The organism is Paraburkholderia fungorum (assembly GCF_003610895.1).
In the GTDB taxonomy this organism is placed as follows: Bacteria; Pseudomonadota; Gammaproteobacteria; order Burkholderiales; family Burkholderiaceae; genus Paraburkholderia; species Paraburkholderia fungorum_B.
Genome location: NZ_MCAS01000001.1, coordinates 61,764 through 87,952 on the forward strand (window position 1 = coordinate 61,764; position 26,189 = coordinate 87,952).

The following is a 26,189-nucleotide window of genomic DNA, read 5'->3' on the forward strand; positions in this document are numbered from 1 at the left end:
GTTACGCTCAGAAAGCATGGATGTCACGTCGTTTCGAAGCGCCGGGCCGGATCGTAGACATGGTCCGAAGGCGCGACGCCGAACGCCTGCAATCGCTCGGCGAATTTCGGCCGCACGCCGGTCGCGCTGAAATGCCCGCGAACACATCCCTTCGAATCGACACCGGAGCGCTTGAAAACGAAGATCTCCTGCATGTTGATCATGTCGCCTTCCATGCCGGTCAGCTCCGAAATGCTGACGATCTTGCGCCGGCCGTCGGTCAGCCGCGTGGCCTGCACGACCACTGAAATCGCCGAGGCAATCTGCTGGCGCATGGTTTTGGTCGGCAGCGAAAGACCGCCCAGGTTGATCATGTTTTCGAGGCGCGTCAGCGCGTCACGCGGGGTGTTGGCGTGGATCGTGGAGAGCGATCCCTCGTGCCCAGTGTTCATTGCATTGAGCATGTCGAGCGCCTCCGCTCCGCGCACTTCGCCCAGAATGATGCGATCCGGACGCATCCGCAGCGCATTGCGCACCAGCGTGCGCTGCGTAATCTCACCGCGCCCTTCGATGTTCGGTGAACGCGTTTCCAGTCTCAGCACGTGCTCCTGGCGCAGCTGCAGCTCCGCGGCGTCTTCGATCGTGACGATGCGTTCGTCGCCTGGAATGAAACCCGAAAGAACGTTCAGCAAGGTGGTCTTGCCGCTGCCCGTGCCGCCTGACACCAGAATGTTCACCTTGGCGCGCGCGAGCGCATCGAGGACCTCCGCCATCGGCGGCGTCAGGCTTTGCAGTTCGACGAGGTCGGCCACCTGAAGCGGATTGGCGGCGAAACGGCGGATCGACAGCAAGGGGCCGTCGACAGCGCATGGCCTGATGATCGCGTTCACGCGCGAACCATCTGGAAGACGCGCATCGACCATGGGGCTCGACTCGTCGATATGCCGCCCGACACCGGAGACGATTTTCTCGATCACCTTCATCAGGTGCGCGTCGTCGTAGAAGGTCACGTCGGTGGCTTCCAGGCGCCCTCTTCGCTCGACGTAGGTATGGCGATACGTATTCACCAGAATGTCGGACACGGTCGGGTCGCGCAACAGCGGCTCCAGTGGTCCGAAACCGAACATCTCGTCATGCACGTCGACAACGAGCTGCCTGCGTTCGAGATCGTTCGCCGGGGCTTTCTGATCCTCGAGAATGCGCCCGATCAGCGCGGCGATTTCCTGCCGGACCTGCTCGGGAGGCAAACGCGACAGGCGCTCCAGTTCGACGCGGTCAAGCACGGCCTGATGAACCTCGCGCTTCAGCTTCTGGTAGGCGGCGCGCATCATGCCACCCTGCAGATTCGCCGGGTCGGAAGCATCGCCCAAGGGTTGAGTGCGTTGCGCGGAAATCTGCTCACGAAGCGACATGATGGTCCCCTTTGTCCCTTTGGCCTTACATCATTTCAAGTTTCGGCGTGGCCTGACGGCCCAGCAGCCGCGAGAACACCGACGTGCGATTGGCGCGTCCCCGGCCCGGCGTCGATGCACCGCTGACGATGTTTTCCGCGAGCGTCTGCAAGGCGCGCGATACGCCGCTGTTGTGGGCCGTCTGCGATATCGGCAGTCCCTGGTTCATGGCGTCGGATACGACCACCGGGTCTTCCGGAATGACTTGCCATGCCTGCATACCCAGGACCTGTTCGAGCGCCGCGCGGGCGCGTTGGGCCTCACGCCCGTAGCGGTTCAGCAGCAAGCGCATCTGGTCGGGCGCGTACCCGAGCGAGCCGAGAATTTCCTGCAGCCGGCGGCCGGCCCGCACATGAGGCATGCTCGCCTGCAGCACGATATGGATCTGCTCGCTGCTGTCGAGCGCATGCATCGACAGTTGATTGATGGTCTGTCCAAGGTCGAAGAGCACGAAGTCGTAACGCGGCACGGCAACGCCCAGAATCCATTCGAGACGGTCTTCCTTGAGTTCGGCGGCCTTGATCGGGTCGCCCGCTCCCGCCAGGATGTGAAAGTTGTCGGTCACGTGTACGAGGCTCGCGTCGAAGAACGCGAGATCCATCCGCTCGATCTGCGAACAGACTTGCGGCAAGGTCGACGGCGGTGTTTCCTCGGATACGAGAAAGGCCGCGTCGGCGAACTGCTGGTTGAGGTCGATCAGCAAGACCCGCTTTTGCGCGAGGCTTGCAATCGCGTGCGCGACATTGCAGGCGATAAAGCTCGTGCCCGCACCGCCCTTGCACGACATGAACGACAGGATTCTGGTTTCGCGTGCATTGCCGGATCCGCCCTGGGTCTGCGCACGCCGCAGGGCGTCACCCAGCGAGCGCGGATCGACCGGCCAGCCGAGCACGTCGCGAAAGCCCGCACGCATCGCCGCGATCAAGGTCTGCGACGACGGATCGGGAATCACCAGGATGCAGGTGAGCCGCGCGTGAGCGTGGTGGAGTGTCTCGACGACGGAGAGTTCGACGTCGCTGAGCGACGCGGCGTCGACAATCAGGACATCGAAGGCATCGAGACTATCTCCCCGCTCGCTGAGCCGCGATGGCTTGCCGGTTGCCCGGGTGGCCCGGCAACCGCCACATTCGCCGATCAGACGCACGATCTGGGCGAGCCGCGTGCTGTCTTCAGAGAGAGCCAGGACATTGATCATGATGTTCTCAAATGGACAATCGAAGGTGACTGGCGACGGTTGCCGTCAGCCGGTAGTGCAAGCCCTGCGAACCCTGCAAGCTGAGCAGGCGCGAGGCAAGACGGCCGCCCGCGCCGAAGGCGGTCACTGACCACTGGCCCCGCCGCCATTGCCGCTGCCAATGCCGATCACGAATGCATTCGGCGTGGTGACAGGCGCCTGGAACGACTTGTCGTACGCGTCTTGCGCCGCCACGGCCGCCTTGCCGTCGACGCCCGGTGCCGACGGCGCATGCTCGCCCGCGTGCGGATCGATGATCTGCATCTGGGCGGCCGCGCGCGCCGCTTCGCCGAAATGTGCGTCCCACACCGGCGTGCTGGTCATGCAGCCGCCGAGCGCCGCGCCCAGTGCCAACATGAGTGCCGCACGACCCGCCAAAACGAAATGTTCGAGTTTCATGAGATTCCCCTGATCGCGCATCACTGTTGGTCGGCAAGATGGGTTTCGCCCGCTTTGGCGACCATCTTCTGGCCGGCCGGCACGGTGCCCCTGGCCGTGGTGGCAGTCGCTCCCATGCCCGTGACGGAGGGCGTTGCGGCAGCCGGCAGCGGCGTCGTTACGGGTACCACCGCGGGTACCGCCGCGGGTACCACGCCACCGTCCGGCGGACCGATCACGACCGGCGCCGGCTGGCCGGCCTGCGTATCGCGCGGCGGCAGCGCGGCCGGCGTGTTCGACCCCGCAGCGGGTGCCGGAGCAGGCGCTTGCGGCGCGTTCGGCGTCGTTGCAGCCGGCGCGGCGGGTTGAGGCTGACGGCCTTCCATATTGCCGGTGGCATACACGCCGGCATCCGAGGTCTGCCTGAAGCTGTCTGTCGGCAACGGATAGTCGTTGCTCGGCAGCGGTTTCACAAGATGCACGGTGATGATGAAAACGAGCTCCGTGCGATCCTGCTGGAATGACGTGCTGCGGAACAGCGCGCCCAGCACCGGCACTTCACCGAGGCCGGGAATTGCCTTGAGCGACCCCGTGATGTTGTTCTGGATCAGGCCGCCAATCGCAAAGCTCTCGCCGTCGTTCATCTGCACCGTGGTCGACGCGCGGCGCGTTGTGATGAGCGGCAGGATCGCCGACCCGCTGACGTTGGAGGCGGTGACCGTCACCCCGGTTGGCGAGAGTTCGGAGACTTCAGGCGCCACCTTCAGGTTGATCCGGCTGCCCGCCAGCACAGTCGGCGTGAACTTCAAACCCACACCGAACTCCTCTTCCTGCAGCGTGATCGTCGAGCCGCCGGTACCGTTGCTTTGCGGTACCGGAATGAAGACCCTGCCACCCGCAAGGAACGACGCCTCCTGACCGCTGAGGGTCACGAGGTTGGGTTCCGCGAGAATCTTGCCGAGGCTATCGGTCTTCTGGGCGTCGACCGCTACATTGAACGGCAGTTTGTTCGCCTTGCTGACGGCAATGCCGTTGCCCACCCCGGCCAGCAGGCTGCTTACCAGCGCGCCTGTCCACGAGCCGAAACCGCCCTGGATATTCACCGCTGCGCCGAGCTGGTTGAGCAGGGTCTTCGAGACCTCGGCGACCTTGACTTCGAGCATGACCTGTTGGGGCGAATCGACCGTCATCATGTTGATCACTTCGGATGCCTTACTGACGCTCGTGCTTTGCTGAGTGAGACTTGAAGCCCCGTTGCCGAAGTTCGCCGTACTCGCCTGCTGCTGTTGGGTAGGCTGCGCGCCCGCATAGGCGTTCGCGATCTCCATCGCCTGCTGGGCGGCTTGCGCGCCTGACACGCGGCCCGCCAGCACGAGGTTGCCGGCGGCAGTCGATACCCTGATGCCGCGCTCGGCGGGCAGCAGTTGCTGCAGGGTTCGCTGCAAGCCGTCCGCGTCGATATTGACGATCACATCGATGATCTGGCATTGGCCGCTGCGCCCCTGGACGATCATGTTGGTCGTGCCGACCGTCATGCCGACCAGATAGAGCGTGCGCGGCGAAACCAGCGTGGCCTGCGCGACAGTCGGATTGCCGAGCGTGCGATTGCGCGCCGGCTCGGCGAGCGGCACGAGGACCGACTTGCCCACGGCCACTGCAACGCTCGATTCGTCACGAATCTCCCCGCTGCAGTTGGGTCCGCTCAATGGCACCGCGCCGACCGACTTGCCGCTCGCCGTAGGACCCGACGGCATTGGCGACATGCTGATCATCATCGGCACCGGCCCGCGGCCCACCGGCAACGCTGCGTTCGCGCCACCTTTGCCCGGCGCGGGCATGCCGTTGATCTCCTGCGCGGCACCCTGTTGCGCGACCGCCATGCCGGCGCACAGCGCCGCGGCGAGTACCGTGCCGCTCAGCGAGCGGCGACGCGCGTAGCTGCCCGACGAGAACCCCAGTTCTGTTTTCATGTCTTTATGCCCCCGTTGCTCGATGCGTGTAAGCCGAGACTTTCGTTCTTGCCTTTGTCATGCCGGTCGCGATGCCTCGTTAAAAGGCACGCCACGGCCGGCCTAAAAACATTCGACGCTACCCGTCACGCCCGACAGCACGCCGACACAGTCGCGCTTCGGAGCCGGGCGGGCGGTATAACGCGCCCGCACCGGATGCACCGGCTCGACCACCGGCGCGGATGCAGGCACATCGAGCAAGGTGAGTTTGGTTGCGCCATCGGTCGAAGGTGTCTGCTTGTCGACCTGATTGCGCAGAACCAGCGACAGCGTGCCCACGCTGCGCGCGAGGTCGAGTTTCTCGGCCTGCTCGGGTGTCACTTCGAGCGTCACTGCATTGACGACCTTCGGCGCCGTGTCGTCGCGGCTCACCTGTTGAGCTACGGCGAGCACGAGGATCTGTTCCAGCACGATCTTCGAGATGCTCTGCTGGGCGTCGCTCGAGCCGGGTTTCTGCGTATTCACGATCACGTCGACGTAGTTGCCAGGCAACGCGAAACCGGCCACGCCGACCACATCGTTGACGCGCACCGTAATCGCCCGGCGGCCTGAGCCGATCACCGCAGAGAGGCCGCCCTTCGTGCCGATCGGTGCAAGCTTCGAATCGAGCACCGGTTCTCCCGGCGCGAGACTCGTCAGCACCACCCGCCCTTCAAGCGCCTTCTCGTCGGTGAAGGCGCCGGGTGGCACGCTGCCTGACGGCCAGTTGATCGTGCGGATAAGGGCGGGTGTCAGCGGCTCGCCGAGATTGACGACGCCCGCCGCCACGGCCACCGGCGTGACAGCGCTCGACGACGTCTGCAGCAGCCATCGCGAGGCCAGAACCACGGCAGCGAGACCCGCCAGCATGGCAAACGCAAGCATGACTAAAGCGCGACGATTTTTCATGGCAACACACTCCTGCATGGTTCATAAACACTTCCGGATTGACCGGATGCCCGCGTTCGATACGGCTGCCTAAAGTGATCGCGGCTGGCCGCGCACCACCTTTACGTCTTCTGCCTTCCTCACGCGGCTAGAAGGTCGCCGCGAACAACACACCCAGCGTGCCGGCCGCCATCGCGACACCGTAAGGAATTGCGCCCACCGATTCGGGTAGCGCGCTGCCGCTCGCCAGAACCTGTCGCGGCGCAGAACGCCACGAACCCACGATCTGCCGCAGATTGGCGATCAGTTGCCGGAAGCGCCCACGCCCTACCGCCAACCCGACCGACCACACGCCGCCGATCAGAAAGGTGGCGAGCGCAATACGGAAAGTCATGGCGGGGCCCACAAATGCGCCGATCGTCAGCAGCAGCTTCACGTCCCCTGCCGCCATGCCGCGCAGCAGATAGAACGGCAACAGCAGCGCGAAGCCACACGCGGCGCCCGACAGCCACGCCAGCCCACCGCTCGACGGTCCCTGCAACCCCACCTGTACGCAGAGCGCCGCGGCGAGGCCGATCGCAATGACACGATTCGGTATCCGGCGCGCGGCAATATCCGTGCTGGCCGCCACAATGACCAGCACGATCACGCATAGCGGCACGGGTTGCGGCGGCAGGGGTGGCAGTGTCATGAGAGGCCTCGCTCCATCGGACTCGTTTTTTTACTTCATGGCGGCAGCGACGACATCCGCTGCGCACCGAATAGAACGGGCCGTTCAGGTGGCCCGGTGCGATCTGCGCGCCCGGTCGCAAAACCAGGCCGAAGATCGGCGGACGAACATCGGGTTCGTCCGCCGGCGGACGCCCTAGACCGATCCCGCGATATCGCTGAAAACCGCTTTGAGGTTCGTGCCGAGCGTGGTTACCGTCCCGATGATGACCAGCGCGATCAGCGCGGCGAGCAGACCATATTCGATGGCCGATACGCCGTCTTCGTCGCGAACAAAACGTGCTGCCTGGGCGATGAAATTTTTCATGACAGACTCCTTCGTATATCTAAATAAAAACCCTTAACCACGATTGGTTTGAGGGGACGTACTGCCGGCACTACGAAAAACTGGCGATCAGTCGACAACCGCCGCTGTCCTGCCTGCGTTCACACTGCCGTTTTAAGTCCGCAGCTTCGAACCAGGCGAGACAAGCTTGCGGGTTGCCAGCGTGGCGATTCTTTTCCGGTCCGGCTGCTGCTTCGAATCGTCCGGCCGTCACGTCCTCGACTTGCGCCCCCAGTCCATAGCAAGGGTGGGGCCAGCAACACGGAAAGGCAGGAAATACAAGGCTCCCGGGCGAACGGCTTGCGGCACGGATTTAACACTCGCGCACGGAATGTCTCGCGGCCGCGACGTTTTTCAGCCTCGGCGAAAAATGGCGGGATCGCTGGAGAGGCGCACTGGCCGTGGTTTTGAGGAATTTGCTCAGGACATACCCTGATTCAGCACAGGCCTCAATTCCCCCGCAAACGGGCACGCCTCGCGAAGGGCATTTGCACAAACTGTCGCAGCGTTGAGACCGGTTAGCGCGCTTGCGCACATAAGCGTGTCCAATTTCGCCTCCGTGAAGCGTCTTTGATCGCCCTTGCCTCTCACGATGGAAAACGCCCTCTTGCAAGTCGATTAATTTTCTTCCAACAATGAGTGAACAAAGAACGCATGAACGAGACTCCCTAAGCGGACTTCCAGACCAGCGCTTAGGAATCTGAATCAACAATCTGAATGACCGGGTGCTTCACGGAATCTCATCCGGACAACACAGAAGGCGGGGATCATGTATGTTTCACAGCCTGGCGCTCGCGGCGGCGATCGCCCTGTTCACAATCTGCTCACAGCCGAACGCGTGCTTGTGTACAGCGCCGCGATGCTGGTGCTGTATGTGGTATTTCTCGCGATCTGGGCATGGGCGAGCAACGGCTTCACTGCCGGAGATGTCACGACACCAGGTATCGATTTTTCGGTTTTCTGGTCGGCCTCGTATGCGATGCTGCATGGCCCGGCATGGCAGGTTTACGACTACGCCTACTTCCAGAAAATCGAGGCGGCACTGTTCCAGCTCCCTCGCGCCAGTTTCCTCCCCTGGCTGTACCCGCCAACCTTCCTGGTGTTCATCAAGCCACTCGCGCTGGTGCCGCCTGTCGTTGCCTATTTCCTGTTTGTCGGTGTCAGCGCGCTGCTGTTCATCGTCGCCACACTCAAGCTTTCCCGGCTCACTGCCAGCATGGGCGGTTCACGTCGTGCCGGCTTGCTCGTTGCAGCCTGTCCGTGCGTCTTCGTAGCGGCCGTCTTCGGACAAAACTCGCTTCTGACCGCCGCGCTTGCCGTGCTCGCCGTCCACTGGCTCGCCCGGCATCCGGCGCGCGCCGGACTGTGTATCGGGTTGCTGGCCATCAAGCCGCAAATGGCCCTGCTGTTGCCGTTCGTGTTGATCGCGGCGCACGCGTGGCGAGCCCTTGGCGTTGCCGCGCTGAGCGCGGCCCTGTTCGGTGCGCTTAGCGTCGTGATCTGTGGTGTGCAGTCACTGCATCTGTTCATGCTCAGCACCTCGCTCGCACGCGAACTCATACTCGAACATGCTCGTCGTTACTGGCTGTCCTCGCCTACCACGTTTGCCGTTCTGCGTGAGGGCGGTGCACCGCTCACCGCAGCCTACGCAGCGGAAGCAGGCGTGGCGCTGATCGCCGTGGCGGCAGCCTGGCACATCTGGAAGACCACTCGCGACACCCGTCTGCGCGGCGCGACGCTGGCCGTTGCCACCCTGCTCGCGAATCCCTACGTGTGGCACTACGAACTGGCATGGCTCGGCATCGCTATCGCCTGTCTCACCGCAATCGGATTCGATCAGGGCTGGCGGCGCGGCGAACAGGCGGTGCTGGTGCTCGCCTGGCTACTGCCGGTGTATGAGTTCTTCAACCGTCTGGCCGGATTGCCGCAGATCGGACCGGTTGTCCTGTTACTGATGCTGTTGCTTATCCTGCGCCGCGCGCGGATCGCCGAGGAGGTGACGTCATGAACCCGCAGTCGTCGAACACGTTGCCATTGGATAGCCTGGCAGAACCGGCCGGATTGGCGCACAACCACGCCGCAAGCGGCGCACACTGGCTCGACCGTCGGCGCCTGGCGCTCTATTCGATGGCAGCTCTCGCCTGCTACGCCGTTTTCCTCGCGGTCTATCTATACCGCGTGATGTGGCAGCAACGCGCCGATTTTCCACCTCTGGCGATGGACTTCCTGCCATTCTGGAGCGCATCGTTCCTCACGCAGCACGGCCACGCCGTCGACGCCTACAACCTCAAGGCGCTGACCGATGTCGAGATGAACGCCGCGCCATATTTCCGCACGATGGGCAGCATTCTGCCGTGGCTGTATCCGCCCAATTCGCTGCTGATCATGTCGCCGCTGGCCCTCCTGCCGTTTCAGGCGGCCGCTGTGGCTTTCATTGCCGGCACGTTCGCGCTGTTCGCCAAAGCGATTCACTCGATCGTGCCGCGCCGGCAAACCGTACTCGTCACGCTGGCCTTCCCCGGCGTCGCGCTCGTTGCGGTGATGGGACAAAACGGCATGCTTACGGCGGCGCTGGCCGCGTCTGGACTGCTTGCGCTGAGGCGCCGGCCGGCGCTTGCGGGAGTATGTTTCGGATTGCTATGCATGAAACCGCATCTGGTCCTGCTATTTCCCTTTGCTTTGCTCTGCGCGCGTTCCTGGCGCGCATTGCTGGCGTTCACGCTGACAGCCGCGTCGACACTCGCGCTGGCTGCGCTCTTGTTCGGCCCCGCTACGTTTGCCGCGTTCCTGCACAACGCCGGCATGGCCGCCGGCTTTGTCGAGTCGGGGCGCGCCGCCATGGCGCGTGTGCCAACGGCCTTCGCCCTCGCGAAACTCGCGCACGCCCCCTCGACGCTTGCCTACGCAGCCCAGGCAATGAGTGCCGCGCTGGCAGTGGCTGCTGTCTGGTATGCGTGGCACCGGCAATGCGCCTATGCGCTGCGCGCCGCCACGCTGGTCTGCGCCAGCCTGCTTGTCAGTCCATACCTGTACGACTATGACCTCGCCTGGTACGGCGTGCTCATCGCCTGGTATTGCCGCTACGGCATCGGCCACGGATGGCGGCGCGGCGAACGCGAATGGCTGGTCGTTCTGTGGCTCGCGCCGTTGGCGGGCATGCTCATCATCACCCGCTTGCCGTTCCAGTTCCTGCCGCTTCTCACCGTGACGACGCTCGGCATGCTGGTACGGCGCATTGCACTCGAACGCAACCGTGCAGTGCCAACACGTTGCACCCAATACAACACATGAACGGAAGAAAATCGGGGAAATGCCATGTCCACTCCTGTCAGCAAACCATTGATCTCACTTGTCGTGCCGTTCTACAACGAGCATCAGGCAATCGACCACTTCTTCGCCGCCGTCGTGCCGATACTCGAATCGATCGAAGGCACGCGCTTCGAAATTGTCTGCGTCAACGACGGCAGTAACGACGGGACGCTCGACAAACTGGTCGCCGCCTGCGTGCAGGACAAACGCATCCGGGTTATCGATCTGTCACGCAACTTCGGCAAGGAAGCGGCTTTAACGGCCGGTATCGACGAAGCGGTCGGCGACGCCGTCATACCGATCGATGCGGACCTCCAGGATCCGCCCGGCCTGATCCCCGTGATGGTGGAACACTGGCGCGCGGGGGCCGAGGTCGTGGCCGCCAAACGCACCAACCGGGCCTGCGACACCTTCGCCAAACGCACGGCGGCGGGGCTCTATTACCGCGTGCACAATGCGCTTTCAGCTGTAAAGCTGCCCGAGAACGTCGGCGATTTTCGTCTGATCGACCGCCAGGTTGTCAACGCGCTGCGCAGCCTGCCTGAACGCCGGCGTTTCATGAAGGGCCTCTTTGCATGGGTCGGCTATCGAACCGTCATCGTCGAATACGAACGCGAGCCGCGCAGCGCGGGCCACTCGAAGTTTTCCGGGTGGAAACTGTGGAATTTCGCGCTCGAAGGCATCACGAGTTTCAGCACCGTGCCGTTGCGAAGCTGGACCTATATCGGTCTGTCGATCGCCACGCTGGCATTTTTCTACGGTGGTTTTATCGTTGCGCGCACGCTGTGGTCGGGCAATCCGGTCCCCGGCTACGCGTCGACGATCTCCCTGATGCTGTTCATGGGAGGGATCGAACTCATCGGTATCGGCGTGGTGGGCGAATACGTCGGCCGCATCTATGACGAGTCGAAGAAGCGCCCGATCTATCTGGTGCGGCGCCGCTATCAGGAGAAGACCAAGGTCAGTGTGCTGCATCGCGAGCGCCCACAGACACGCACCATCCACGCACCGCGTCCCGACGTCGTCCGCAGGCGCGTGGCGCCGGTCGCGCGAGTCGTTACGAACCGTCTCGATCGGCAAACAGGCTAGCAGCCGATCAGCGTATCGCCTGCCAACGCAAGGAGCCCATGATGTCCCCTGACGCGTATCTGGAAATGGCCGAAACCGAAGCGGAACACTGGTGGTTCCGCGGCCGGCGCGACGTATTGCAAACCGTACTGCGAAGTCTGGCGCTGCCGCCCGGAGCGCGCGTACTCGAAGTGGGTTCCGGCACGGGTGGCAACCTCGACATGCTGGCCGAGTTCGGCACAGTGAGCGGCCTCGAAATGGACGGCACGGCGCGCACGCTATGCTCGCAAAAAACCAGTGGACGCTTCGACATTCGTGCGGGACGCTGCCCGGAAGATGTCCCGTTCGGCGTTGAATCCAGCGAACGCTTCGATCTGATCTGCTTCTTCGATTGCCTCGAACACATCGCCGACGACGTTGCCTCGCTCGCGCGCATGCAGTCGTTGCTGGCGCCAGGCGGTGTCATCGTCGTGACGGTGCCGGCCTGCCAGTCTCTGTGGAGTGCTCACGATGTGTATCTGCGGCACTATCGGCGCTACAGCCGTGCTTCGCTCACGCAATGCATCCGCGCGGCGGGTTACGAAGTCGAGCGCCTGACGTATTTCAATTCGCTGCTGTTCCCCCTCGCCGTAGCCGCGCGCTGGTTCGACCGCGTGCTCAGGCGAAGCAGATCGACGGGTGACGCTGTTCCGGCCTCTGCACTCAATGCCATGCTCTATCGTCTGTTCAGCGCCGAACGTCATTGGCTTGCACATAGTTCGCTACCCTACGGAGTGTCCTTGCTCGCCATCCTGCGCGAACCGCGGGGAGAACGGCGGTGAACAGGGCCGAGCGGATCAAGGTACTGCGCTTTGGCGTGTCCGGCCTCTTTGCAACCGGCCTGCATGTCATTGTCGCCATGACGCTGATCCGGCGCGCCGGCACCGAGCCCGCGCTCGCAAACGCGCTCGCCTTCGCGTCTTCGACGGGATGCTCCTATCTCCTGAACACCTTCTGGAGTTTTTCGTCGTTTCCGGCGCTCGCGAATATCGGGCGCTTCGCGATGGTTTCTCTGGGCGGTCTCACGCTGACCGCGCTCGTCGCTCATGCCACGCAGGTCGCTGGAGGTGCTCCCGGATTGGGCATCGCCATGGTGGTTTGTGTGGTGCCCCCGGTTACGTTCATCGCGCATCGGGGGTGGACCTACCGGTGAGACGGTCGTTGCCGCAACCTTGCCGCAAGCTTTGCGGCAAGCCGCCGCCAGCGAGGCACGCAATCAGCGCCGTGCTCAGGCCGCCGCAACCGTATCGCCTGCGCAGACCACGCAATTTCTTCCGTTATGTTTAGCCGCGTATAGCGCCTGGTCCGCGGCATTCGTCAGTGCATCAAGTGACGCGGGACGTAAGCGCCGGCCGGTGGCGCACCCAATGCTCACGGTGAAACAGGGAACCGGCTCTGCAGACACGCCCGGTTGCCCATGCTCCACTTCGTCACGGATGGCTTCAGCAATCTCGGCGGCACCTCTTTCGTCAGTGTCCGGCAACACGACGACGAATTCCTCACCGCCATATCGCGCCGCGAGATCGCCGCGACGGCGCGTGTGCCGGCTGATGCACTCCGCGAGATGCTTCAATGCAACGTCGCCCTGGGCATGGCCATGCCGGTCGTTGTACTGCTTGAAGTTATCCGCATCGACGAACAGTACCGACAGGCAGTCATCGTTGCGCTGCAGCCTTCCCCACTCGTTTTCGAGGACCTCGTCGAGCGCGCGGCGATTTTTGAGTCCTGTCAGCGAATCGATTTGCGTCAGCTGCATCAGCAGCACCTGTGCTTTTGCGTAGTCCCGCAGCGCAAATGCGAGCAGCCAGACCACCGCGCAGAATGCAAGGCTGACCGACGACGCCGCGATCCCGACGATCCATGACAAGCGCCTCCACGAGGCCAGCACATCGCCTTGCGCCGGCGCCACGACCGCAATGAGCGGCGTGCCGGGAACGCGCTGGAACGTGTACAGACGAAGTATCCCGTCGGCGGTCGAGGGCGCGGCATAGAACCCGGAATCATGATTGACCATACGCGGAAAGGTCGGCGACGCACCGAAATTGACCGGCCGGGATGGGCTGAAAGGCGGATTTCTGGCGACCAGGGTGCCGTCGGTACGTACGATCGCCGTGATGCCGCGCGGCCCCACGTCCAGGTTTGCAAGAAGCCGCTTGAAATAGTTGGCGTCGATCGCGACGATCATTACGCCGCCGAATGTCCCATCCGGCCGGTTTATCCGTCTGGTCAGCGCAATCGACTCAGCGCCCGCCCGCGTTCGAGCCTGGTAGATATGTGAGACGTAAAGGCCAACATTCGGCGAGTCGCGATGAACCGTGAAATAGTCCCGATCGCTGAAATCCGCGTGGAACGCATTGGAACAGCAGCCATCGATCAGACGTCCGCGGTCATCGGTCACCCCCATACCGATGACGTACTCGGCCGCAGTCCGGTCAAACAGCAATTCGTGCCGCAAGCCGGGATCCATGTCCTGGATCGCGGGCTTGTCCAGCGCGGCAATCAGGCCGAGCAGGGAGTTGTTCGACGTATCGACGGTCCGGGCAATGTTGCTGACCAGAACGGCGGTGACGTTCCTGGACGTTTCATGAACATGTGCGATCGCTCCGTCGCGCGCCGCCATCAGTGTGACGAAGCTGATGGCCATCACGCCCAGCGACATGAGGGTACCTAGCGCACCGACGATCAAAGGATAGCGGCCTGCGAGCACCGCCAGCTTTCCTGTGGACAGAGAAACAGACACGGTAATGTTCTTGTGGATGCACTCGGTCCGGACCTCGCCGCCCCGCGGCCGTAGCAATGGGAACGAACAACGGTCGCGGATCCGGCGGCAAAGGATTGCCCGAGTGCCGTGAAAAGCCGATGACCGGGTTAACGGCAATGCCCGGGAAAAATCCAGCGCACCGACGCCCTCACACCGCCGCCACGCCCTACCTGTACCGGACACCATCCCCAAAACCGTACAGGTACTGTACCGGCATGCTTCGTTAAAATGCTCCAAAGGTTTTACTGACCGCCACCGGAGCCATCCATGATGTCTTACCTCAGCCTCAGCGCGCTGCCCGCCGGCATTCTGTTCGCGCTCGTCACCACGATCACGCCCGGTCCGAACAACACCATGCTGCTGGCCTCGGGCGTCAACTTCGGCTTTCGCCGCACGCTGCCGCATCTCTCCGGTATCAGTGCCGGGGTCGTCCTGTTGATGCTGTCGGTGGGAATCGGTCTGGGCGAAGCTTTCGTGCACTTCCCGGTGCTGTACACGGTGCTTGAAGTCGCGAGCGTCGCGTATCTGCTGTATCTCGCGTGGAAAATCGGCACGTCGGGAGAATTGAAGGTCAAGAAAGGCGATCACCGGCCCATGAAGTTCCATGAAGCCATCGCGTTTCAGTGGGTCAATCCGAAAGCGTGGATGATGGTGCTGACCGCCGCCACGACGATTCACCTGAGCCAGAGCACCAGCATGAACGCCATCGCGATGGCGGCGATCTTTTACGTGATCGGTTTTCCGTGCATCTGCCTGTGGGCCGGCTTCGGCACCGCGATGCGGCGCGTGTTGTCGGACCCGAAGCGGCTGCGCATTTTCAATGTGGCAATGGCGCTGCTGCTGGTGCTCTCGCTGTATCCCATCGCGCTGAAGCTGCTCGGTCTGTCCGCCTGAAAGCGGGCACGGCCGGCTAGATCTCGCCCCGCCCGATCCGTTCGATGAAACGCCATAATGCGTCGTCGGTCGAGTACGGCGCGTTGAAACGGAACCACGCGCTTGGGGCATCGTCGGGACGGAAGTAGGAGCCGGGCGCAAGCCAGATGCCATGCGTGAGCGCGGCGGTCGCCACTTCACCCGCGCGCTCCGCTTCGATCGGCAGCCGCGCCCACAGAAACAGGCCGGCTCGCGGCCGGTGGAACAGTTCAAGGCCAAGCGAATCGAGCCGCTCTTCGACGCTCGCATGCGCGAGCTTGAGCCGCTCGTTCACGGCTTCGACGTGACGCGCATAGCGCCCTTCAAGCAACACCTTGTCGACGATCCGCTCGATCGCTTCGGACGAGGTCAGCCCCACCGCCATTTTCGTGCGCGCCAGTTCACGCAATACCGCGCGCTCGGCGACCACGTAGCCGCAGCGCAATCCGGGCGTCACGGTCTTCGAAAAACCGCCCACGTAGAGCACGCGCTGCAAGCCCTCCATCGCCGCGAACAAAGGCGCGCCGGGCGGCGCCAGTTCGCGGCTGACGTCGTCTTCGATCACCCACATGCGCTGACGCTCGGCGATCTGCAGCAAGCGGAATGCCGCCGACATGCCGAAAGTCACGCCGGTCGGATTCTGCAACGTGGTGTTGACGAAAATCGCTTTCGGCTTGTGTTGTGCGACCAGCGTTTCGAGCACGTCGGTGTCGACACCCGCCGGCGTGCGCGGCACGCCATGCACCACCAGCCCCGCGAGCTTGAGAATCTGCAGCAGATTGCAATAACCCGGGTCTTCGACGATCACGGCGTCGCCCGCGCGCAGCAACGTGCGCACGATCAGATCCAGCCCTTGCGTCGCGCCCTGCGTGAGCAGCACGTTGGAGACGTCGACCGGCAAACCGCGCCGGTCGAGCTGCTCGGCGATCCGTTCGCGCAGCGGCGCAAAGCCGTACGGATGCCCGTAGTCGCCGAGACGCGCCGCCGGCACCCGGCTCATGGCCCGCAGCGCGTGCTGCAAGCCTGTTTCGTTGATCCACTCGTTGGGCAGCCAGCCGCCACCCGCCTTGATTGGCACCGAATGGTCGGCAAATACGTCGGACAGCAGCCAGGTCGCCGTCAGGCTCGGCGGTTGCCAGTCGGTTGGAGCGGCCCGCGCGGACTGCGAACGCGCCGCCACGCGGTAACCGGAGCCGCGCCGCGCCACGACGAGGCCCATCGAAACAAGACGGTTGTAGGCCTCGGTGACCGTGAAAGTGCTTAGTTCGTGGCTTTGCGCCAACTGCCGCACCGATGGCAACAGTGCGCCGGCACGCAGCGACTGCGCCTCAATCGCGCTCGCGAAGCCCTGCACCACCTGCTCGACGAGCGTGGGCGCGGCGCGCCGGTCGCGCTCTAGTTGTAGTTCGATCATGGTCGGGAATGAGGAGTCGGCACAGTTATCGCGTTTCCACCAACACAGTTAGCGCCACACCGCGTCAACTGTTTATGCCGCCATTAAACCGCGAACGCTACAGTTTTGGCTATGCCCCAAAGGAAGTCCCTTGGGGGACCACTTCGAGGAGAAAACCATGACTTCGCGCCCCGTCATCGACGACCTGTCGTCTTTCTGGATGCCCTTTACCGCGAACCGCCAGTTCAAGGCTGCGCCGCGCCTGCTGGAATCGGCCAAGGGGATGTACTACCGCACGACGGATGGGCGTGAAGTGCTCGACGGCTGCGCGGGTCTCTGGTGCGTGAACGCCGGCCACGGCCGTGACGAAATCGTCGCGGCGATCACCCAGCAACTGTCGACCCTCGATTTCGCGCCGACCTTCCAGATGGGCCACCCGCTGGCATTCGAAGCGGCCACGAAAGTCGCCGAACTGATGCCCGACGGCCTCGACCGCATCTTCTTCACGAACTCCGGCTCGGAATCGGTCGACACCGCCCTGAAAATCGCACTGGCGTACCACCGTTCGCGCGGCGAAGGCCAGCGCACCCGCCTGATCGGCCGTGAGCGCGGCTATCACGGCGTGGGCTTCGGCGGCATTTCGGTCGGCGGCATCGCCCCCAACCGCAAGACGTTTTCCGGCGCGCTGCTGCCGGCGGTCGATCACCTGCCGCACACGCACAACCTCGAACACAACGCGTTTTCGAAAGGCCAATCTGCCTGGGGCGCGCATCTGGCCGACGAACTCGAGCGCATTGTCACGCTGCACGATGCGTCGACGATCGCCGCCGTGATCGTCGAACCGGTGGCCGGCTCGACGGGCGTGCTGATTCCGCCGCAAGGCTACCTGCAGAAACTGCGCGAGATTTGCACGAAGCACGGCATCCTGCTGATTTTCGACGAAGTGATCACCGCTTTCGGCCGCGTCGGCAAGGCAACGGCGAGCGAATATTTCGGCGTGACGCCGGACCTGATCACGATGGCCAAGGCGATCAACAACGCTGCGATCCCGATGGGCGCGGTGGCCGCGAGCCGCACGATCCACGACACGATCGTCAACGGCGGCGCCCAGGGCGCGATCGAGCTGTTCCACGGCTACACGTATTCGGCTCACCCGGCTGCGGCCGCCGCCGCGGTTGCGACGCTCGACCTGTATCGCCGTGAAGGCCTGTTCGAGCGCGCGGCGACGATGGCGCCGAAGTTCGAAGCCGCCGCTCACTCGCTGCGCGGTGCGAAGCATGTGAAGGACGTGCGCAACCTCGGCATGATCGCGGGCGTCGAACTCGAGCCGCGCGACGGCGCGCCGGGCGCGCGTGCTTACGAAGCGTTCGTGAAGTGCTTCGAGGCGGGCGTGCTGGTGCGCTTTACCGGCGACATCCTCGCGTTCTCGCCGCCGCTCATCATCGACGAAGAGCAGATCGCACACATCTTCAAGACCGTGGGCGACGTGCTGGCGACCGTGCAGTAAGTAAGGCTCGTGGAAAGATGCGGCGCGCGTGGGTGCGCGCGCTGCATCGCTGCTCACGCCCTTGCTTGCCGTCTTCTTGCGTCGGCATCGCCGCTGACATGGTCGAGCTTCGGCAGGCTCGCTGCGGTGCAGCGAAACCTTGGGAGATTATGCGGTAACGCTCGCGCGTGGCGTCTGGACGGCGTATGGTGGTGGCAAGGGTTGGCGCCGTGGTCCGGCCCGACGGGAGACGTCCATGAAGATACCTACCGTTCGCGCGGGCGCGCATATCGAAGGCGTGCATTGGGTTGCAGAATACGCTGAGGATGTTCACGAGATTCGTGTGTTTCGTGAAGGTCAGGAAGTGGATGTGCATAATGCGCCGTCGGCGTTGTTTGGGGATGAGGAAAATGCCGGGTCAAAGAGTACTGCCGACCATCGGGGGGTGGAGGCCGCGGTGCTGGCTTATTTGAGGCGGTTTGTGATTGAGCATGATGCTGAGGAATGAGAGTCAGGTTTGGGGCCTGCTCGGCGGGTTGTTGTTTGTTTGTGGGTTTGGTTTTTTCTTGTTTTGTTAGTGGTTTGTTTTGGTTGTGGTTTTGTGGTGTTGGCCTTTCCTTGCTCTGGTTTCTTTGGCCTTTCCTTGAATTGCTAATGGTCTATTAGCGTTGCCCCTGTGCGGGGCGGCACTTACTTTCTTTGCCGCCGCAAAGAAAGATAAGCAAAGAAAGCGGCTCACCCCGCCAGCTCATAAGCGGGTCCCCCGCACAGCCACAGTAGTGGTGCATCTGGAATCTGTGTTCTCGCACACTCCGCGTTAGCGACACAGCGCTCATTCGCTCCCACTCCGCACTGCGTGCGTCGCGGATGGGTCTGCATGGGAAACCCGAGGCTTCGTCTCGCGTGGCGGGGGCCATCGGCTTCGCCTCGGCGAGATGCTCCCGCACTCATTGGCGAACCCCACTTGGAATGAAATGGCGATGCACTGCATACGTTGCAGCGCGCGCAATTGTGCCCGCCGCGGCGATGCAACAACTAGCCAGGGAACTGTGCAGACCGTGGGGTGAACGCTTGAACTGTCGATGCCTTGCATTCATGGCAGGGCCACAGTCTCACCAGCGGCCGCGATGCAACGACGAATCAGGGATCCACACAAACCGCGCGAGCGCCAACTGGTTTTATGAAGTACCGTTCGGCGCGCGCAGCGCCGCCGGAAGTATGACGCCCTTGTCACGAGCGCCGAATGTGCGAAAACACAGATTCCAGATGCACCACTACCGCGGCTGTGCGGGGGACCCACTTATGAGCTGGCGGGGTGAGCCGCTTTCTTTGCTTATCTTTCTTTGCGGCGGCAAAGAAAGTAAGTGCCGCCCCGCACAGGGGCAACGCTAATAGACCAATAACACAACAAGGAAAGGCCAAAGAAGTAAGCGCACAGACGAGTAAGCGCCGCGCAGGCAACCAGATGAAGAAAAGGCCAACGCCATAAGCAAACAACCAAAGCGCCGCGCAGGCCCAAAAAAAACTACTCTGCACCCCTCATCTTCTTAACCTCCGAATCCGACGGCTGCACACTAGCCCCATCAACATACCGATAAGAAGTCATCACCCCCTTCCCATCCTTAAGCCCGGTAACACCGACAAAAGCCCCCATCGTCGACTGATTATCCTGAGCCCGATAAGTAATCGGCCCGAAGGGCGTATCCACCCCTAACCCCTTGAACGCGGCGGCAAGCTTATCCGGATCAGTCGAGCCAGCCTTCCTGATCCCATCCGCAATCGACATCAACGCCGAATACCCCACCACCGACCCAAGCCGCGGATAGTCGTGGTACTTCGCCTGATACGCATCCACAAACTTTTTGTTCGCCGCCGTATCGATCGAATACCACGGATAACCCGTCACGATCCAGCCAGTCGGCGCCTCCGCCCCCAAGGGATCAAGGTAATCCGGCTCGCCCGTCAGCAACGACACGACACTGCGGTCCTTGAACAAGCCACGCGTATTGCCCTCACGCACAAACTTGCCGAGATCGGCGCCAAACAGCACGTTGAAAATCGCATCCGGCTTCGCATCGGCAATCGCCTGCGTGACCGCGCCCGCATCGACATTCCCCAACGGCGTCGCCTGCTCGGCGACAAACTGCACGTCCGGTTGCGCCGCCGTCATCAGCTTCTTGAACGTCGCCACCGCCGATTGCCCGTACTCATAGTTCGGATACACGAGCGCCCAGCGCTTCTTCTTCAGCTTCACCGCCTCCGGCACCAGCATCGCGACTTGCATGTACGTCGAAGGACGCAGACGGTAGGTGTATTTGTTCCCATCGGCCCAAACAATCTTGTCGGTCAACGGCTCGGCCGCAAGGAAGAAAATCTTCTTCTGCTTCGCGAAGTCGGTCAGCGCAAGACCCGTGTTCGACAGGAAACCGCCAAACAGCAATTGCACCTGCTCACGCGCAATCAACTCCTGCGCGACGCGGATCGTGTCGCCCGGATTGCCGTTGTCGTCGCGCGACACTACTTCGAGCTGTTTGCCGAGCACGCCGCCCGCCGCATTCACCTGGTCGAGCGCAAGATTCCAGCCGTTCTTGTAAGGCCCGAGAAAGGCGGGCTGCGCCTTGTAGCTGTTGATTTCGCCGATCTTGATCGTCTGCTGGGCGCTCGCGCCAAAGGCCGCGAACGATACAAGCGTTGAAACCGTGAGGCGAGAGATCCATCCTGCGCGCGTAGTCATGCGTTTCTCCGTTATCAAAAGGATTGCGGGAATGCGGTCGTTTTTATCAAGCGTTCAAGCGTATCGCGATGCTTCGGCGAGCCGTGTTGCAACCTGTACTGCAAGTGCTGCTGTGAATGCCGCGGCAAACCTTGCTGCAATGCGTGCGGCGGCTTCACTCCGCCCGCGGCGTCGCGCGGATTCTGGCGACGCTTGCTGTGACGTCCTGCCAGGCCGGTTTGCCGCCGGCGAATTGCTGACGCAGGTATGAGACAAGCTCGGCGACCTGGGCGTCGTTGAAACTGTCGCGGTAAGCCGGCATCGTACCGAGTTCGGGGCGCGCAGGCGAGCCGATACCATCGAGAATCACACGAATCAGATTATCAGGCGTCGTGCTGTGCAGATTCGTGTTAAGCGCCAGCGAGGGATGCGCGCCGAACAGCTGCGGCCCGCTGCCCGTGTGATGGCAGGCGGCACACGCGCCGTCGAATAGACGTGCGCCGAGCCCGCTTGCCGTACCCGTTATCGTACTGGCCTGTTCGTATTGACGCGCCATCGCCGCCGGATCGGCGTTGGCCTCGAGCGGATTCAACGAAGCCAGATACGTGGCCATCGCGCGAATATCGCTGTCGGGCAAGGCCGTCAGATCGCCGACGACCGGCGCCATCGGCCCGGCCGCGACACCATGCAGCGGCGCGTGACCGTAGCGCAGATAGCTGAACAGTTCGTCTTCGCTCCAGGGAACGGGCGCGTTGGAGAGCGCCGACAGCGCGGGCGCTTCCCACCCTTCGGCCATGCCGCCGCCCATGAACGCGGTGCCGGTTTTCTCGGCGCCGAATGCATTGCGCGGGGTATGGCACGCGCTGCAATGGCCGAGGCCGTTCACGAGATACGCCCCGCGATTCCATTGCGCGCTTTGCGCCGCATCGGCGGGCAACGGGTTACGGCCAAGGAAAAGCCCATTCCATGCGGCCATCAACGGCCGCAAGCTGAACGGATACGCCAGCTTCGTTTCCGGCGTACGGGCGCGCACCGGCGTTTGCGCCATCAGATACGCGTAAAGCGCCTTGAGGTCGTCGTCGGAAGTGTTTTTGAACGACGTGTAGGGAAACACAGGATACAGACGATGCCCGTCGCGGCTGATACCTTGCCGCATCGCTCGCACGAATGCGTCGAGCGACCATGTGCCAATGCCCGTCTGCCCATCGGGCGTGATGTTTGTGCTGTACACGGTGCCGAACGGCGTATCGAGCGGTTTGCCGCCCGCGTTCGGCACGCCGTTGTGCGCGGTGTGGCAAACCGCGCAATTGCCGAGCGATGCGAGCAGTTTGCCGCGCGCCACCAGTTCGGGTGCGAACGCACTCGCGAGCGGTGGCGTAATCGGCGCCATGGCTTGCGGCGCCATGGCCAGCACGCCCAACCAGCCGGCTGCGCCCGCGGCGATGGTGCCGAAAAAACCAAGCCGGCGGCGCTTCTTCCGACGCGCCGCGGCTTCCTCGGCTTGCGCATCGGCAAGCGCGGCGCGAATCGTCTCGGGCGTGAACGGCGGCCGGCGAAAACGCACGCCGGTCGCGTCGTAGAGCGCGTTGGCGATCGCCGCCGCGCCAGGCAGCGAAGCCGATTCTCCGGTGCCCATAGGCGGCTCGCCGTGACGCGGCATCATCACCACGTCGATCACCGGTACTTCGCGGAAAGTCAGAATCGGATACGCGCCCCACTCCTGACTCGTCACCGCGTTATCGCTGAACGTCACGCGTTCTTTCAACGCGCGGCTGGTTGCCTGGATCACATTGCCGTGTATCTGATGACGTACGCCATCGGGATTCACCATTATGCCGGTGTCCTGCCCGACCACCACACGCGTCACGGCAAGCTCGCCGCTCTTGCGATTGACTTCGACATCGGCGACCCAGGCGGACCATGCCGCGCCGAACCCCGGGAATTTGCTGTGCACATAACGGGCGTAAGCAAAGCCTCTACCGCGTGCAACGTCGCCCTCGTCCTGAGTTTCCTCTTTCGACGCGCTAGTACGCGCTTGCCAGCCGGCTTTCTCGGCGACCGCCTTGACGAGATCGATCGCACGCGGATCGGTAAGATGTTTCAGCCGAAACTCAACGGGATCGACGCCGGCTTCTGCCGCGAGTTCGTCGATGAAAGACTCATGCGCGAACGTATTCGGCAACGCGGACACACCTCTTAGCCAGGACGCGCGCACGATCGGCGGCGTGTCGTCGCAGACAATGCGCATGGTCCGGTAGTCGTATGGCGGCACCGACGTGCGGTCGCCCATTTCGAGGACCTGCGGCTCTGCAGAGAGGGTTCCGGTGAGCAATAGCGCCAACGTAGGGGCGTCGTTCGATGGATAGCGCGTGGCGAAATCATATGCCGCGAGTTCGCCCTGCGCGCTCAACGCGCCGCGCACATCCATCAACTGCGCAGCGCCTTTGGGCTCCCAGGCATGCTCGTCTTCGCGCGATAGTTGCACACGCACCGGGCTGCCGGTCGCGCGCGAGAGCAGCGCGGCATCGGCGGCAACATCGTCCGCACAATTGCGCCCGTAGCACCCTGCCGCTTCCATGCGCACGATTTCGATGTGCGCTTCATCCAGTGCCATCAGCAACGCGAGATCGGCGCGCAACGAATGAGGATTCTGCGTGCCCGACCAGACCTTCAGCTTCGCATCCCGGTAATCGGCCACCGCGCACGAGGGCCCAATCGACGCATGCATCTGAAACGGCCATACATAGGTGCGTTCCAGCGTTCGGGCAGGATCTTGCGCGAGCACTGCGTCGACATCGCCCTCGATCACCAGATCGCGCCGTTTGGCCGGATTGGCCCTTAGTGCGGCTTCCACTTCCTCGCTGGTTTCTAGCGGCGGCAAACCCTCTACGGTTTTCCACCGTACATTCAATCGCTTCACAGCCTGCTGCGCGATCTCTTCGCGCCCAGCGACGATACCGACGAAATCGCGAATCACCACTACCTTGACGATGCCGGGCAAGTCACGAATAGAATCTTCATCGACATGCAGCAAGCTATTGCCGATGAACTCGCCCTGCGCGACACCCGCATACGGCGGCCGGACGACTCGGCCGTGCAACATGCCGGGCACGCGCACGTCGTGCACGAAGCTCAATTCGCCCGTGGCTTTCGCGGGGATATCGACACGCGGCGAGCTTTTACCGACGATCCTGTACGTGTCGGGTGATTTCAAGGGCGCATCGGTGGCGAGCGTCAATTCGATGCGCCGGCCGGTTATCAATTCGCCGTAGCTCAGGCTTTTGCCCGTATCGCCGTCGCGCTGAAAAACCACGCCGTCGCGCACATCGAGCTGCTCCGCGCTGACCTCCAAACGCGCCGCCGCTTCCGTCAGCAGATATTGCCGCGCTTGCGCCGCTGCGTGCCGCAACGGCACCGCCGATATCTGGATCGTCGCGCTCGCGATCGTGGGCCCCTGATTCGGCACTTCATTCGTATGGCCAAGCACGATCGACACGCGCGTCAACGGCACATCCAGTTCTTCCGCAACAATCTGCGCGAGCGCCGTGCCAATACCCGTACCGAGATCGACGTGACCGTTGAACGCCACCACGCTGCCGTCGTCGCGCACAACAAGAAACATGTCCGCTTCGGTCGGCACGAACGAAGAGCGCGACCCCGGTTGCCCCGCCGCCGCGCGCACCGGCGCTTGCGGCGGCCGCGTGACGATCAGCACATTCTGCGCGTCGTAGAGTTGCTGCCGCGACGGCGGTGCGGACCGGCGATCGACACTGAAATCCGGCCCGGTCATACGCGCGCTCCCTGATCCGGCGCCGGTTGCGCGGCGAGCAATTGCGCAGCACGCTGCACCGCACGCACGATCTCGACGTGCGTGCCGCACCGGCAGAGGTTGCGCGACAACTCCCGCCGAATCGTCTCGACACCTGGATTCGGATCGCGATCGAGCAACGCTTTGGCGGTCATGATCATGCCGTTCAGGCAATAGCCGCACTGCGCGGCCTGTTCTTCGATAAAGGCCTGTTGCACCGGATGCAGCGCGGCACGCGTACCCAATCCCTCAAGCGTGGTGATCTCGCGGCCCAGCGCAACCTTCGCGGTCGTCACGCACGAACGCGTCGGCACGCCGTCGAGCAACACCGTACACGCACCGCATTCGCCGAGACCACAGCCGAACTTGGGCCCATTCAACGCGAGGTCGTTACGCAGCAGATACAGCAGTGGCGTGTCGGCAGCGGCGCCGACCAGATAGATCGCGCCGTTGACATGCAGCGCAAGCGGTGTCGGGCGGTTCATGACCATGCCGGCCACGCCGTGCGGCGCGCGTTCAAAGCACCACCGGCACTTCGGTCGCCGGTGGTGTATTGCGGCTGCGCCGGCAGCGGATCAATCCGTCGATCATCACCATGCCGACGCCAGGAATATCGCCGAGTTGCACACTTTCCAGCAGCGTATCGGCCGCCGTGTGCTGCGCACGGTCCATGAAGACGAGGTCGGCGGGACGGCCCACTTCGATCAACCCCTGACGCAGATTGCGTTGCCGCGCGGTGTTGCCGGTCGCGAAACAGAAGGCGATTTCCGCGGGGACATCGGCGAGGCTCGAAATCAGCGCGATCATCCGCAGAATGCCGAGCGGCTGCACGCCGGAACCCGCCGGGCTATCCGTGCCGAGAATGATCCGATGCGGACACTTCAACTCGATCGCATGGCGCGCGGTAAGCAAGGCGATCCGTTCGTTGCCGTTGTGAACGATCTCCAGCGCGCGGCTCGATTGCTCGCACAGATCGCACACGTGCCGGTAGGACAGCGACGTATGGCCGCCGTTAATGTGGCCGATCACGTCCGCGTCGGCGGCGAGCACCACGTCGCGATCGATCAGACCCGAGCCCGGAATCGACGGACCGCCCGTGTGAATCGTGCTTTGAATGCCATACTTGCGTGCCCAGGCGACCATCTGTGCCGCTTCCTCGCCGCCCTTCACACTGCCGAGACCGACTTCGCCGAGCAGCTTCACGCCCGCTTCCGAGAGCTCCTTGAAGTCCTCTTCGACCATGCCCTTCTCGATCACCGGCGCGCCCGCCATCACCTTGACGCCGCCACCGACACCCGCGCCACGCATCCCTTCAAACGAACGTTGAGCGGTAATCGCGAGCGCTTTTACGCCGACCACATCTTTCGGACGACCAGGCAAATGCACCTCGCCGGCGGAAATCATGGTCGTCACGCCGCCGTTCAGATTCGATTCGATCCAGCCCATCTGATTCTGCCGCGGCGTCCAGTCGCCGAACACCGGGTGCACGTGAGAATCGATCAGACCCGGCGCGACCGTGGTGCCTTTGCAGTCGACGGTCGTCCGCGCGCCCTCGAGGTCGCAATCTTTTTCGCGGCCGAGCGCGACGATCACGCCGTCGTCGATCACCAGCGTGTTCGCGTCGAGAATCGGCTTATCGATGTCGCCGGATAACAGCAGACCGATGTTCGTTACGGCGACCTTGCCCGACAAGCCTGTCAACGTCTCTGCTGCCATCTGCCTCTCCTT

The 26,189-nt window shown here is 63.1% G+C and carries 22 protein-coding genes; 9 read left to right on the plus strand and 13 right to left on the minus strand.

What is annotated here, in order from left to right; translation table 11 throughout:
* Positions 1-23: 23 nt before the first annotated feature.
* Positions 24-1,391, minus strand: a complete 1,368-nt coding sequence (locus BCY88_RS00225) for a TadA family conjugal transfer-associated ATPase (protein WP_120342273.1) — start codon at positions 1,389-1,391, stop codon at positions 24-26.
* Positions 1,392-1,416: 25 nt separating this feature from the next.
* The gene (locus tag BCY88_RS00230) at positions 1,417-2,625 is read right to left on the minus strand and encodes a CpaE/TadZ family protein (protein WP_120342274.1); all 1,209 of its coding nucleotides are present in this window, start codon (positions 2,623-2,625) and stop codon (positions 1,417-1,419) included.
* Here BCY88_RS00230 and BCY88_RS40165 point away from each other — a divergent pair.
* The gene (locus BCY88_RS40165; protein WP_259461170.1) at positions 2,624-2,755 is read left to right on the plus strand and encodes a hypothetical protein; all 132 of its coding nucleotides are present in this window, start codon (positions 2,624-2,626) and stop codon (positions 2,753-2,755) included. The genes BCY88_RS00230 and BCY88_RS40165 overlap by 2 nt on opposite strands.
* Here the strand turns inward: BCY88_RS40165 and BCY88_RS00235 are convergent.
* From BCY88_RS00235 to BCY88_RS00255, 5 genes are all read right to left on the minus strand, one after another.
* Positions 2,749-3,063, minus strand: a complete 315-nt coding sequence (locus BCY88_RS00235) for a hypothetical protein (protein WP_120342745.1) — start codon at positions 3,061-3,063, stop codon at positions 2,749-2,751. The two genes, BCY88_RS40165 and BCY88_RS00235, sit on opposite strands and share 7 nt — an antisense overlap.
* A 20-nt stretch (positions 3,064-3,083) precedes the next feature.
* Positions 3,084-5,012 carry a type II and III secretion system protein family protein gene (locus BCY88_RS00240; RefSeq protein WP_259461171.1) on the minus strand — a complete coding sequence of 643 codons (1,929 nt, stop codon included), beginning with the start codon at positions 5,010-5,012 and terminating at the stop codon, positions 3,084-3,086.
* 102 nt (positions 5,013-5,114) lie between these two features.
* Positions 5,115-5,939 (minus strand): Flp pilus assembly protein CpaB, encoded by an 825-nt coding sequence (gene cpaB, locus BCY88_RS00245; RefSeq protein WP_120342275.1) that lies wholly within the window; start codon positions 5,937-5,939, stop codon positions 5,115-5,117.
* 127 nt (positions 5,940-6,066) lie between these two features.
* The gene (locus BCY88_RS00250; protein WP_120342276.1) at positions 6,067-6,609 is read right to left on the minus strand and encodes an A24 family peptidase; all 543 of its coding nucleotides are present in this window, start codon (positions 6,607-6,609) and stop codon (positions 6,067-6,069) included.
* A gap of 174 nt (positions 6,610-6,783) precedes the next feature.
* Positions 6,784-6,954, minus strand: coding sequence for a Flp family type IVb pilin (locus tag BCY88_RS00255; RefSeq protein ID WP_028198397.1), 171 nt, complete (start codon positions 6,952-6,954; stop codon positions 6,784-6,786).
* A gap of 787 nt (positions 6,955-7,741) precedes the next feature.
* Between BCY88_RS00255 and BCY88_RS00260 the strand changes: the two genes are divergently transcribed.
* From BCY88_RS00260 to BCY88_RS00280, 5 genes are read left to right on the plus strand one after another with little or no spacing between them, the layout of a single operon-like run.
* Positions 7,742-8,980 (plus strand): glycosyltransferase family 87 protein, encoded by a 1,239-nt coding sequence (locus BCY88_RS00260; RefSeq protein WP_259461172.1) that lies wholly within the window; start codon positions 7,742-7,744, stop codon positions 8,978-8,980.
* Positions 8,977-10,263 carry a glycosyltransferase family 87 protein gene (locus BCY88_RS00265; protein WP_120342277.1) on the plus strand — a complete coding sequence of 429 codons (1,287 nt, stop codon included), beginning with the start codon at positions 8,977-8,979 and terminating at the stop codon, positions 10,261-10,263. Before BCY88_RS00260 ends, BCY88_RS00265 begins: the two co-directional genes overlap by 4 nt.
* A 24-nt stretch (positions 10,264-10,287) precedes the next feature.
* Positions 10,288-11,370 (plus strand): glycosyltransferase family 2 protein, encoded by a 1,083-nt coding sequence (locus tag BCY88_RS00270; RefSeq protein WP_120342278.1) that lies wholly within the window; start codon positions 10,288-10,290, stop codon positions 11,368-11,370.
* A gap of 41 nt (positions 11,371-11,411) precedes the next feature.
* Entirely contained in the window at positions 11,412-12,170 is a 759-nt protein-coding gene (locus BCY88_RS00275; RefSeq protein WP_120342279.1) for a class I SAM-dependent methyltransferase, read from the plus strand.
* Positions 12,167-12,541, plus strand: a complete 375-nt coding sequence (locus BCY88_RS00280; protein WP_120342280.1) for a GtrA family protein — start codon at positions 12,167-12,169, stop codon at positions 12,539-12,541. Before BCY88_RS00275 ends, BCY88_RS00280 begins: the two co-directional genes overlap by 4 nt.
* A 75-nt stretch (positions 12,542-12,616) precedes the next feature.
* Here the strand turns inward: BCY88_RS00280 and BCY88_RS00285 are convergent, their stop codons facing one another.
* Entirely contained in the window at positions 12,617-14,047 is a 1,431-nt protein-coding gene (locus BCY88_RS00285; RefSeq protein ID WP_183081254.1) for a GGDEF domain-containing protein, read from the minus strand.
* 372 nt (positions 14,048-14,419) lie between these two features.
* On the opposite strand from BCY88_RS00285, the gene BCY88_RS00290 reads away from it, so the two are divergent.
* On the plus strand, positions 14,420-15,043 hold the full coding sequence (locus BCY88_RS00290) for a LysE family translocator (RefSeq protein ID WP_120342748.1): 624 nt from the start codon (positions 14,420-14,422) through the stop codon (positions 15,041-15,043).
* Positions 15,044-15,059: 16 nt separating this feature from the next.
* Here BCY88_RS00290 and BCY88_RS00295 read toward each other — a convergent pair whose 3' ends face one another.
* Positions 15,060-16,475, minus strand: coding sequence for an aminotransferase-like domain-containing protein (locus tag BCY88_RS00295; RefSeq protein ID WP_120342281.1), 1,416 nt, complete (start codon positions 16,473-16,475; stop codon positions 15,060-15,062).
* A gap of 157 nt (positions 16,476-16,632) precedes the next feature.
* Here BCY88_RS00295 and aptA point away from each other — a divergent pair, with 157 nt between their 5' ends.
* Both aptA and BCY88_RS00305 read left to right on the plus strand, forming a co-directional pair.
* Entirely contained in the window at positions 16,633-17,961 is a 1,329-nt protein-coding gene (gene aptA / locus BCY88_RS00300) for an omega-aminotransferase AptA (RefSeq protein ID WP_120342282.1), read from the plus strand.
* A gap of 235 nt (positions 17,962-18,196) precedes the next feature.
* Entirely contained in the window at positions 18,197-18,448 is a 252-nt protein-coding gene (locus tag BCY88_RS00305) for a hypothetical protein (protein WP_120342283.1), read from the plus strand.
* Between the two features lie 1,017 nt (positions 18,449-19,465).
* Here the strand turns inward: BCY88_RS00305 and BCY88_RS00315 are convergent.
* The 4 genes from BCY88_RS00315 to BCY88_RS00330 all read right to left on the minus strand — a co-directional run bounded on the left by BCY88_RS00315 (position 19,466) and on the right by BCY88_RS00330 (position 26,177).
* Complete coding sequence (locus tag BCY88_RS00315; RefSeq protein WP_120342284.1) at positions 19,466-20,674, minus strand: ABC transporter substrate-binding protein; 1,209 nt, start codon at positions 20,672-20,674, stop codon at positions 19,466-19,468.
* Between the two features lie 154 nt (positions 20,675-20,828).
* The gene (locus tag BCY88_RS00320) at positions 20,829-24,443 is read right to left on the minus strand and encodes a molybdopterin cofactor-binding domain-containing protein (RefSeq protein ID WP_120342285.1); all 3,615 of its coding nucleotides are present in this window, start codon (positions 24,441-24,443) and stop codon (positions 20,829-20,831) included.
* Positions 24,440-24,946 carry a (2Fe-2S)-binding protein gene (locus BCY88_RS00325; protein WP_120342749.1) on the minus strand — a complete coding sequence of 169 codons (507 nt, stop codon included), beginning with the start codon at positions 24,944-24,946 and terminating at the stop codon, positions 24,440-24,442. Before BCY88_RS00325 ends, BCY88_RS00320 begins: the two co-directional genes overlap by 4 nt.
* Before the next feature lie 31 nt (positions 24,947-24,977).
* Entirely contained in the window at positions 24,978-26,177 is a 1,200-nt protein-coding gene (locus BCY88_RS00330) for an amidohydrolase family protein (RefSeq protein WP_120342286.1), read from the minus strand.
* Between the last annotated feature and the right edge of the window lie 12 nt (positions 26,178-26,189).

Coding starts and splice junctions, on each gene's coding strand:
- BCY88_RS00285 (WP_183081254.1), bottom strand. CDS start 14,047: ATGTCGCTGGGCGTGATGGCCATCAGCTTCGTCACACTGATGGCGGCG.
- BCY88_RS00305 (WP_120342283.1), top strand. CDS start 18,197: ATGAAGATACCTACCGTTCGCGCGGGCGCGCATATCGAAGGCGTGCAT.
- cpaB (WP_120342275.1), bottom strand. CDS start 5,939: ATGAAAAATCGTCGCGCTTTAGTCATGCTTGCGTTTGCCATGCTGGCG.
- BCY88_RS00225 (WP_120342273.1), bottom strand. CDS start 1,391: ATGTCGCTTCGTGAGCAGATTTCCGCGCAACGCACTCAACCCTTGGGC.
- BCY88_RS00330 (WP_120342286.1), bottom strand. CDS start 26,177: ATGGCAGCAGAGACGTTGACAGGCTTGTCGGGCAAGGTCGCCGTAACG.
- BCY88_RS00230 (WP_120342274.1), bottom strand. CDS start 2,625: ATGATCAATGTCCTGGCTCTCTCTGAAGACAGCACGCGGCTCGCCCAG.
- BCY88_RS00315 (WP_120342284.1), bottom strand. CDS start 20,674: ATGACTACGCGCGCAGGATGGATCTCTCGCCTCACGGTTTCAACGCTT.
- BCY88_RS00240 (WP_259461171.1), bottom strand. CDS start 5,012: ATGAAAACAGAACTGGGGTTCTCGTCGGGCAGCTACGCGCGTCGCCGC.
- BCY88_RS00290 (WP_120342748.1), top strand. CDS start 14,420: ATGTCTTACCTCAGCCTCAGCGCGCTGCCCGCCGGCATTCTGTTCGCG.
- BCY88_RS00265 (WP_120342277.1), top strand. CDS start 8,977: ATGAACCCGCAGTCGTCGAACACGTTGCCATTGGATAGCCTGGCAGAA.
- BCY88_RS00320 (WP_120342285.1), bottom strand. CDS start 24,443: ATGACCGGGCCGGATTTCAGTGTCGATCGCCGGTCCGCACCGCCGTCG.
- aptA (WP_120342282.1), top strand. CDS start 16,633: ATGACTTCGCGCCCCGTCATCGACGACCTGTCGTCTTTCTGGATGCCC.
- BCY88_RS00250 (WP_120342276.1), bottom strand. CDS start 6,609: ATGACACTGCCACCCCTGCCGCCGCAACCCGTGCCGCTATGCGTGATC.
- BCY88_RS00295 (WP_120342281.1), bottom strand. CDS start 16,475: ATGATCGAACTACAACTAGAGCGCGACCGGCGCGCCGCGCCCACGCTC.
- BCY88_RS00260 (WP_259461172.1), top strand. CDS start 7,742: ATGTATGTTTCACAGCCTGGCGCTCGCGGCGGCGATCGCCCTGTTCAC.
- BCY88_RS00270 (WP_120342278.1), top strand. CDS start 10,288: ATGTCCACTCCTGTCAGCAAACCATTGATCTCACTTGTCGTGCCGTTC.
- BCY88_RS00275 (WP_120342279.1), top strand. CDS start 11,412: ATGTCCCCTGACGCGTATCTGGAAATGGCCGAAACCGAAGCGGAACAC.
- BCY88_RS00235 (WP_120342745.1), bottom strand. CDS start 3,063: ATGAAACTCGAACATTTCGTTTTGGCGGGTCGTGCGGCACTCATGTTG.
- BCY88_RS40165 (WP_259461170.1), top strand. CDS start 2,624: ATGATGTTCTCAAATGGACAATCGAAGGTGACTGGCGACGGTTGCCGT.
- BCY88_RS00325 (WP_120342749.1), bottom strand. CDS start 24,946: ATGAACCGCCCGACACCGCTTGCGCTGCATGTCAACGGCGCGATCTAT.
- BCY88_RS00255 (WP_028198397.1), bottom strand. CDS start 6,954: ATGAAAAATTTCATCGCCCAGGCAGCACGTTTTGTTCGCGACGAAGAC.